This is a genomic window from Streptomyces sp. JJ36, assembly GCF_021696945.1.
Classification (GTDB): domain Bacteria; phylum Actinomycetota; class Actinomycetes; order Streptomycetales; family Streptomycetaceae; genus Streptomyces.
The window spans coordinates 139,507-145,962 of the sequence record NZ_JACYHE010000006.1 but is presented as its reverse complement, the minus strand read 5'-3'; the positions used below and the strand labels follow the sequence as shown (position 1 = coordinate 145,962).

Annotated in this window: 6 protein-coding genes; 5 read left to right on the top strand and 1 reads right to left on the bottom strand. The window is 76.6% G+C overall.

The window, feature by feature from the left end; translation table 11 throughout:
* Positions 1-111: 111 nt before the first annotated feature.
* From HOY81_RS04425 to HOY81_RS04405, 5 genes are all read left to right on the top strand, one after another.
* Positions 112-1,224: an iron chelate uptake ABC transporter family permease subunit gene (locus HOY81_RS04425; RefSeq protein ID WP_237318313.1), complete on the top strand. Its 1,113-nt coding sequence runs from the start codon at positions 112-114 to the stop codon at positions 1,222-1,224.
* Positions 1,221-2,114 carry an ABC transporter ATP-binding protein gene (locus tag HOY81_RS04420; RefSeq protein ID WP_237318311.1) on the top strand — a complete coding sequence of 298 codons (894 nt, stop codon included), beginning with the start codon at positions 1,221-1,223 and terminating at the stop codon, positions 2,112-2,114. The genes HOY81_RS04425 and HOY81_RS04420 overlap by 4 nt, the downstream gene beginning before the upstream one ends.
* Positions 2,115-2,133: 19 nt before the next feature.
* A complete protein-coding gene (locus tag HOY81_RS04415) occupies positions 2,134-3,726 on the top strand; it encodes an amidohydrolase (RefSeq protein ID WP_237318308.1) in 1,593 nt (530 codons plus the stop codon).
* Positions 3,723-4,673 (top strand): 4'-phosphopantetheinyl transferase superfamily protein, encoded by a 951-nt coding sequence (locus HOY81_RS27550; RefSeq protein WP_306423445.1) that lies wholly within the window; start codon positions 3,723-3,725, stop codon positions 4,671-4,673. The genes HOY81_RS04415 and HOY81_RS27550 overlap by 4 nt, the downstream gene beginning before the upstream one ends.
* Positions 4,674-4,906: 233 nt before the next feature.
* A complete protein-coding gene (locus HOY81_RS04405) occupies positions 4,907-5,362 on the top strand; it encodes a GNAT family N-acetyltransferase (RefSeq protein ID WP_237318306.1) in 456 nt (151 codons plus the stop codon).
* 75 nt (positions 5,363-5,437) lie between these two features.
* Here the strand turns inward: HOY81_RS04405 and argB are convergent, their stop codons facing one another.
* A complete protein-coding gene (argB, locus tag HOY81_RS04400) occupies positions 5,438-6,334 on the bottom strand; it encodes an acetylglutamate kinase (RefSeq protein ID WP_237318341.1) in 897 nt (298 codons plus the stop codon).
* Positions 6,335-6,456: the final 122 nt, after the last annotated feature.

The following is a 6,456-nucleotide window of genomic DNA, read 5'->3' as shown; positions in this document are numbered from 1 at the left end:
AGAAGCGAACGGGATGGTGCTGTGAGCGACGCGCGTGAGGCCACGGTGTCGCAGGGGAAGGTGTCTCGTGCTGCTGCGCCGAGCGGGCGGAGAAGCGAACGGGATGGTGCTGTGAGCGACGCGCGTGAGGCCACGGTGTCGCAGGCGAAGGGTGCGCGTGCGGCCTCGGGGGCGCGGCAGCGGGTGGTGACCGGGGTGGTGGTGCGCACCGGCGGCGGCCGGGTGGCGCTGCGCCTCCAGGCCCGCGTCCTGGTCGTCTCCGCCGTGCTCGGAGCGGCCCTGCTGGTCGTCATGGCCGTCACCCTCACCACCGGCGACTTCGAACTGTCCCTCGGCGAGGTGCTGCAGGCCGTGGTGGGGAACGGCTCGGGCGCCGCCGACTTCGTCGTCAACACCCTGCGGATGCCCCGGCTGGTGACCGCGCTCTGTGTCGGCGCGGCCCTGGCGGTGAGCGGGGCGGTGCTGCAGAGCCTGACCCGGAACGCGCTCGGCAGCCCCGACGTCATCGGCTTCACCAACGGTTCCGCCGTGGGGGCGCTGGTGGTCATCATCGTGCTGCACGGCAGCATGGTGCAGATCGCGCTCGGCGCCCTGATCGGCGGGCTGGCCACCGCCCTCGCCGTCTCCCTGCTCATGCTGGGCCGCGGCATCCAGGGCTTCCGGCTGGTCGTCATGGGCATCGGCGTCAGCGCGCTGCTGCTCGCCGTCAACTCGTACCTGATCACCCGGGCCACCTGGCAGGAGGCGCTGGAGGCCCAGGCGTGGCTGATCGGCAGCCTGAACAACCGCGGCTGGGAGCACGCGCAGGCGATCGCCCTCGCCGTCGCCGTGCTGCTGCCGCCGGCGCTGCTGCTCTCCCGCCGGCTGTCGATGGTGGAGATGGGCGACGTCACCGCCATGGGCCTCGGGATCAACGTGGGCCGCACCCGTACGGCGCTGCTGCTGGTCAGCGTCGCCCTGGCCGCCTTCGCCACCGCGGTGACCGGCCCCATCTGGTTCATCGCGCTGGCCGCCCCGCAGCTCGCCCGGCGGCTGACCCGGTCGCCCGGCCCCACGCTGGTGCCCGCCGCGCTGATGGGCGCGCTGCTGCTGACCATCAGCGACCTCGTCGCCCAGCGTCTCTTCGCCCCCGCGCTGCTCCCGGTCGGCACCGCCACCGGCACCATCGGGGGTCTCTACCTGATCGGGCTGCTCATCACCGAGTCACGAAAGAGCCGCGCATGACGGACACGAAAGCGCCGGGGCCCCGGCTGCGGGCCGAGGACCTGACGCTCGCCTACGACCAGCGGACGGTGGCCACCTCGCTCGGGGTCGACATCCCCGACGACTCCTTCACGGTCATCGTGGGCCCCAACGCCTGCGGCAAGTCCACCCTGCTCAAGGCGCTGGCCCGGATGCTCAAGCCGCGGGCGGGGCAGGTCTATCTGGACGGTGCGGCTATCTCCTCGTACCCGTCGCGTGAGGTCGCCCGGCGGCTCGGGCTGCTGCCGCAGTCCTCGACCGCGCCCGGCGGCATCACGGTCGGGGACCTCACGGCGCGTGGCCGCTACCCGCACCAGCGGCTGCTGCGGCAGTGGTCGGCCGAGGACGAGGCGGCGGTGACGGAGGCGATGCGGCAGACCGGTGTGCTGGATCTCGCCGACCGGCCGGTGGACGACCTCTCCGGCGGTCAGCGGCAACGCGTGTGGCTCGCCATGGTCCTCGCCCAGCAGACCCCGGTCCTGCTGCTGGACGAGCCGACGACCTATCTGGACATCGCCCACCAGGTGGAGGTGCTGGACCTGTGCGCCGGGTTGCACGCGCGGCGCGGGCACACCGTCGTCGCCGTGCTGCACGACCTCAACCAGGCGTGCCGCTACGCCACGCATCTGATCGTGCTGGGACCGGGCGGTGCCGTGGCGGCCGAGGGCGATCCGGCCCGGGTGATGAGCGCCGAGCTGGTCGAGGAGGTCTTCGGGCTGCCCTGCCGGATCATCGAGGACCCGGAGACCGGGACGCCGCTGATGGTGCCCGCCGCCCCCCGGCGGCACGACCCGCCGGAGGGCGCGCCCTCCGCACCCGCCACCGCCACCGCCACCGCCGGCGCCGGCGTCGTGCCGGCTGAGACCCGCTAGCCCCAGGGACGGATCGCCCATGCTCTGCACCCGGCTGACGAACGCGCAGTTCCTCACCATGGACCGGGACCGGCCCGTCGCCCGCGACCTGGGGGTCTGGCGGGGACGGATCGTGGCGCTGGACGAGGAGGCCCGGGCGCTGCCCGCCCGCGAGGTGGTCGATCTGGACGGCGCCACCGTGCTGCCGGGATTCATCGACAGCCATGTGCATCTGGCGTGGGCCGGCCTCAAGGCGAGCACCCCCAGCGTGGCGCCGTGCACCCGCGTCGACGACGTGCTCGCCGTGGTCGCCGAGGCCGCGGCCCGTAAGCCGCCCGGAGCCTGGGTGGACCTCGGCGGCTACGACCAGCGAGCCCTCGGCCGGCATCTCACCGCCGCCGAGCTGGACCGGGCCGGCGCGGGGCGCAAGGTCTTCCTGATGCACGACTCCGGGCACGCCTGCGTGGTCAACGGCCCCGTGCTGGAGCAGCTTCCGGACGGCGTCCCGCACCGGGACGGCTTCCTCGCGGAGAGCGCCATGGCCGCCGCCCGCCGGCTCCGGCTGCCGTACTCCCAGGAGGAGCTGGCCGACGCCGTCGAGCGCGCGGCCCGCCTCTGCCTCGCCGAGGGGGTGACCGCCTGCGCCGAGGCCGGGGTGGGCGGCGGGCTGCTGGGCCACAGCCCGGTCGAGATCGGCGCCTACCAACTGCTGCGGGACCGCGGCTGGCTGCCGCTGCGGGTCCAGCTCATGGCCGCCGGCGACACCCTCCGGCCGCGCGCCGCGCACGCGGACGACGGCATACCGCGCGCGATGGACCTGGGCCTGCGCACCGGGTTCGGTGACGACTGGCTCTCCCTGGGCGCGCTGAAGATCTACACCGACGGCGGCATGATGGCGCGTACCGCCGCGCTCACCGCGCCGTACGAGGGACTGGAGACCACCGGGGAGCTCCAGGACGACCCGGAACGGCTCGCGGATCTGATCGTGGACGGCCATCTCGCCGGGTGGCAGCTCGCGGTGCACGCCATCGGCGACCGCGCCGCCGACCTCGCGCTGGACGCGCTGGAACGGGCGCAGCGGCTGCGGCCGCGCCCGGAGGCGCGGCACCGCATCGAGCACGCCGGGCTGATCCGGCCGGACCAGCTTCCCCGGTTCGCCCGGCTGGGTCTCAGCGCCGTGGTGCAGCCCAACTTCCTGCGGTACTTCGGCGACGACTACGCGGACATCATGGGCGAGGGGCGGGCGCCGTGGCTCTACCGGGGGCGGGGCTTCCTCGACCACGGGGTCACGTTGGTCGGCAGCTCCGACCGGCCCGTCACCGACGGCGCGCCGCTGCGGGCCGTGCAGTTCCTGGCCGAACGGGCCTCCGTCAGCGGCCGGGTGATCGGCCCGGAGGAGAGCGTGCCGGTCGAGGAGGCGCTGCGCGCGTACACCGTGGCCGGAGCGTACGCCTGCCGGTGGGAGGCGAGCGCGGGCAGCCTCACCCCGGGCAAGCGGGCCGACCTCGCGGTGCTCGGGGACGACCCGCGGCGGGTGGACCCAGGCCGGATCGGGGACATCGAGGTGGTCGCCACCTATGTGGACGGCCGCCGCGCGGGGGAGGGACCGGCCGCGGCCGGGAGCGCCGCATGACCGGGCCGGAGGCGCGGGAGCCCGCGGAACGGCCCGCCGTGCCGCCCGCCTCCGGGCCGTCCGGCGGCGCACCCACGGGGGCCCCGGACCCGCGGGCCTCCACGGTCTCCCGGGCGTCCCCCGCGTCCCCGTCCGCCACGGCGTCCCCGTCCGCCACGGCGTCCGGCTCCGCCACGGCGTCTCCGGACTCCCGGGCGGACGCCGGAACACCCGCGCCCCCGGTCTGGCTGGAGGACGCCTCCCTGCCCGGTCCGTGGGTGCCCGGCTCCGGGCCCCGGCTGTGGGCCGTACGGGTGAGTGCGTACCGGCGGCGGGCCGGGCGGGACGAGGGGCTGCTGGACGAGGGCGAGCGGGCCCGCTGCCGGCAGTTCGTCCGCGAGGCGGACCGTGACCGCTACCGGGTCGCCCATGTCGCGCTCCGCCGGCTGCTCGGCGCCTCGCTGGCGTGCGCGCCGGAGGCGGTGCGCCTGGTCCGCGAGGCCTGCCCGGGCTGTGGCGGGCCGCACGGCCGGCCCGCGGTCGCCGGGGCGCCGCTGCACTTCTCCCTCTCGCACGCGGGCGACGTCGTGCTGCTCGGCTTCGCGGACCGCCCGGTCGGCGTGGACGTGGAGGCGGCGCCCGCGTCCGGCACCGCGGAGGAGGTGGCGGCGGTGCTCCACCCGGCCGAGCGGGCGGAACTGGCGGAGCTGCCGGGCCGCGACCGGCCGGCGGCGTTCGCCCGCTGCTGGGTCCGCAAGGAGGCGTACCTGAAGGGCGTCGGCATCGGCCTCGGCGAGGACCCGGCGGTGAGCTATGTGGGGACCGGCGCCGTACCGGCGTCGCTCCCGGGATGGTCGCTGGCGGACGTCCCCGTCCCGCGGGGATATGCGGCGGCCTGCGCGGTCGCGCGGCCGCGCCCCGTGGGCGGCGCCGGGGACGCCGCCCGGCGTACCGGCTTGGGCAATTGACTTAGGTAAGGCTAACCTTGGTCGTGCCCTCGTGTGCGGGGCCGTGTGCGCCCCGCACACCGGCCCCGCGCGTACGGCGGACCCGAGGAAGGACTCTGTTGATCACGGCTACGCCGCGCCCCGCCCCGCCACCGGTCCGCGCACTCCGCACCTCCCCGCACGCCGCGCCTGCTCCGTCCACCGGGGCGCACGCCCGCAACGCGCCGGCCGTTCCGTCCGGGGGCCCCTTCCTCGTGCGCCCTGCGCGCCCCGGCGACGCCCCCGCCCTCCTTGCGCTCTCCCGGCCGTTCGTCCACTCCGGCGCGCTGCGCGACCGGCCCCGCCACGTCTACGCCGCCCGCGCCGCCGACTTCCTGGTGGCCGAGGCGCCCGACGGCGCCCTGGAGGCCTGCCTCGCCCTCCGCGTCCACCCCGAGGCGCCGCACGGCGGCCGGGCCTCGGCAGTCCTCTACAACGTCTGCGTCGCCCGGCACCGGCAGGGCTGCGGCCTGGGTGCCCGGCTGCTGCGTACCGCGCTGGCGGGCGCCCGGGCGGAGGCACGCGGCGCGCTGTTCACCGCGACCACCGGCAACGCCCGGCTCTTCCTCCGGCACGGCTTCGCCCCGGTCCCGGCGAGCCTGGCGCCTGCCGCCTGGGCCCGGTCGCTCGACCCGCGCCGCAACGCCCGGGTGCTCGCCCGCGCGCTCTGACCCGCGCCGGGAGCCGGGGCGGCCCCGGGCGCGGCCCGGCGGCCGGTGCCGCCCGGGGCGTCGCAGCGCTCGCGGTCAGGTGCGGGTGGGCGCCTGCTGTCTGCGAGCGGGTACGTCCCGCGCTGCGCGGCCCGGGACGCGGCCCGGGGCGGGGTCAGGGACGACGAGGGTGCCGGGCGCGGGCGCGGGCCCCAGGGCACGGAGCACCGCGTGCGGTACCCGCCCGTCCAGCACCTGTGCGCCGCGTACGCCCGCCCGTACCGCCCGCAGGCAGCCCTCCATCTTCGGCAGCATCCCGCCGGCCAGTTCCGGGAGCAGCGTGGCCAGTTCACCGGCCGTCAGGCGCGGGACGACCTCGGTGCTGTGCGGCCAGTCCGCGTACAGACCGGCGACGTCGGTGAGCATCACCAGCCGCTCGGCGTCCAGCGCGGCGGCCAGCGCCGCGGCCGCGAGGTCGGCGTTCACGTTGTAGCCCCGCCCGTCGGTGCCCCGCGCCACCGGGGAGACCACCGGGACGCGACCCAGGTCCAGCAGGGCCCGTACCGTCTCCGGCGCCACGGAGACGATCTCCCCGACGCGCCCGAGGTCCACCGGTCGGCCGCCGGCCCGGGCCGTGCGCCGCACGGCGGTCAGGGTGTGGGCGTCCTCACCGGACATGCCGACGGCCAGCGGCCCGTGGGCGTTGAGGGCTTCGACCAGTTCGCGCTGCACCCGGCCGGTCAGCACCATGCGGACCACGTCCAGGGTCTCCGGGGTGGTCACCCGCAGGCCCGCCTCGAAGCGGACCTCCAGCTCCAGCCGCTCCAGCATGGCGCTGATCTGCGGTCCGCCGCCGTGCACCACCACGGGGCGCACGCCCGCGTGCCACAGCGCGGCCACGTCGTCCGCGAACGTCCGCCGCAGCGCGTCGTCCACCATGGCGTTCCCGCCGAACTTGACCACGACCGTGCGGCCGCGCAGAGCCTCCGGCAAAGGCGCGGGGCGAACGCTGCGCGCGGGCTCGTCGTCGGCAGGGGCGGTCACGGTCACGGGGCGGCTCCGTTCCGGGGCGGGCCCGGTTCTCCGGGCAGGACGAGGGTGGGTTTCGTGCGGTG

Excerpts from the sequence above, each read along its gene's own strand:
- HOY81_RS04420 (WP_237318311.1), top strand. The coding sequence starts at position 1,221 with ATGACGGACACGAAAGCGCCGGGGCCCCGGCTGCGGGCCGAGGACCTG.
- HOY81_RS04415 (WP_237318308.1), top strand. The coding sequence starts at position 2,134 with ATGCTCTGCACCCGGCTGACGAACGCGCAGTTCCTCACCATGGACCGG.
- HOY81_RS27550 (WP_306423445.1), top strand. The coding sequence starts at position 3,723 with ATGACCGGGCCGGAGGCGCGGGAGCCCGCGGAACGGCCCGCCGTGCCG.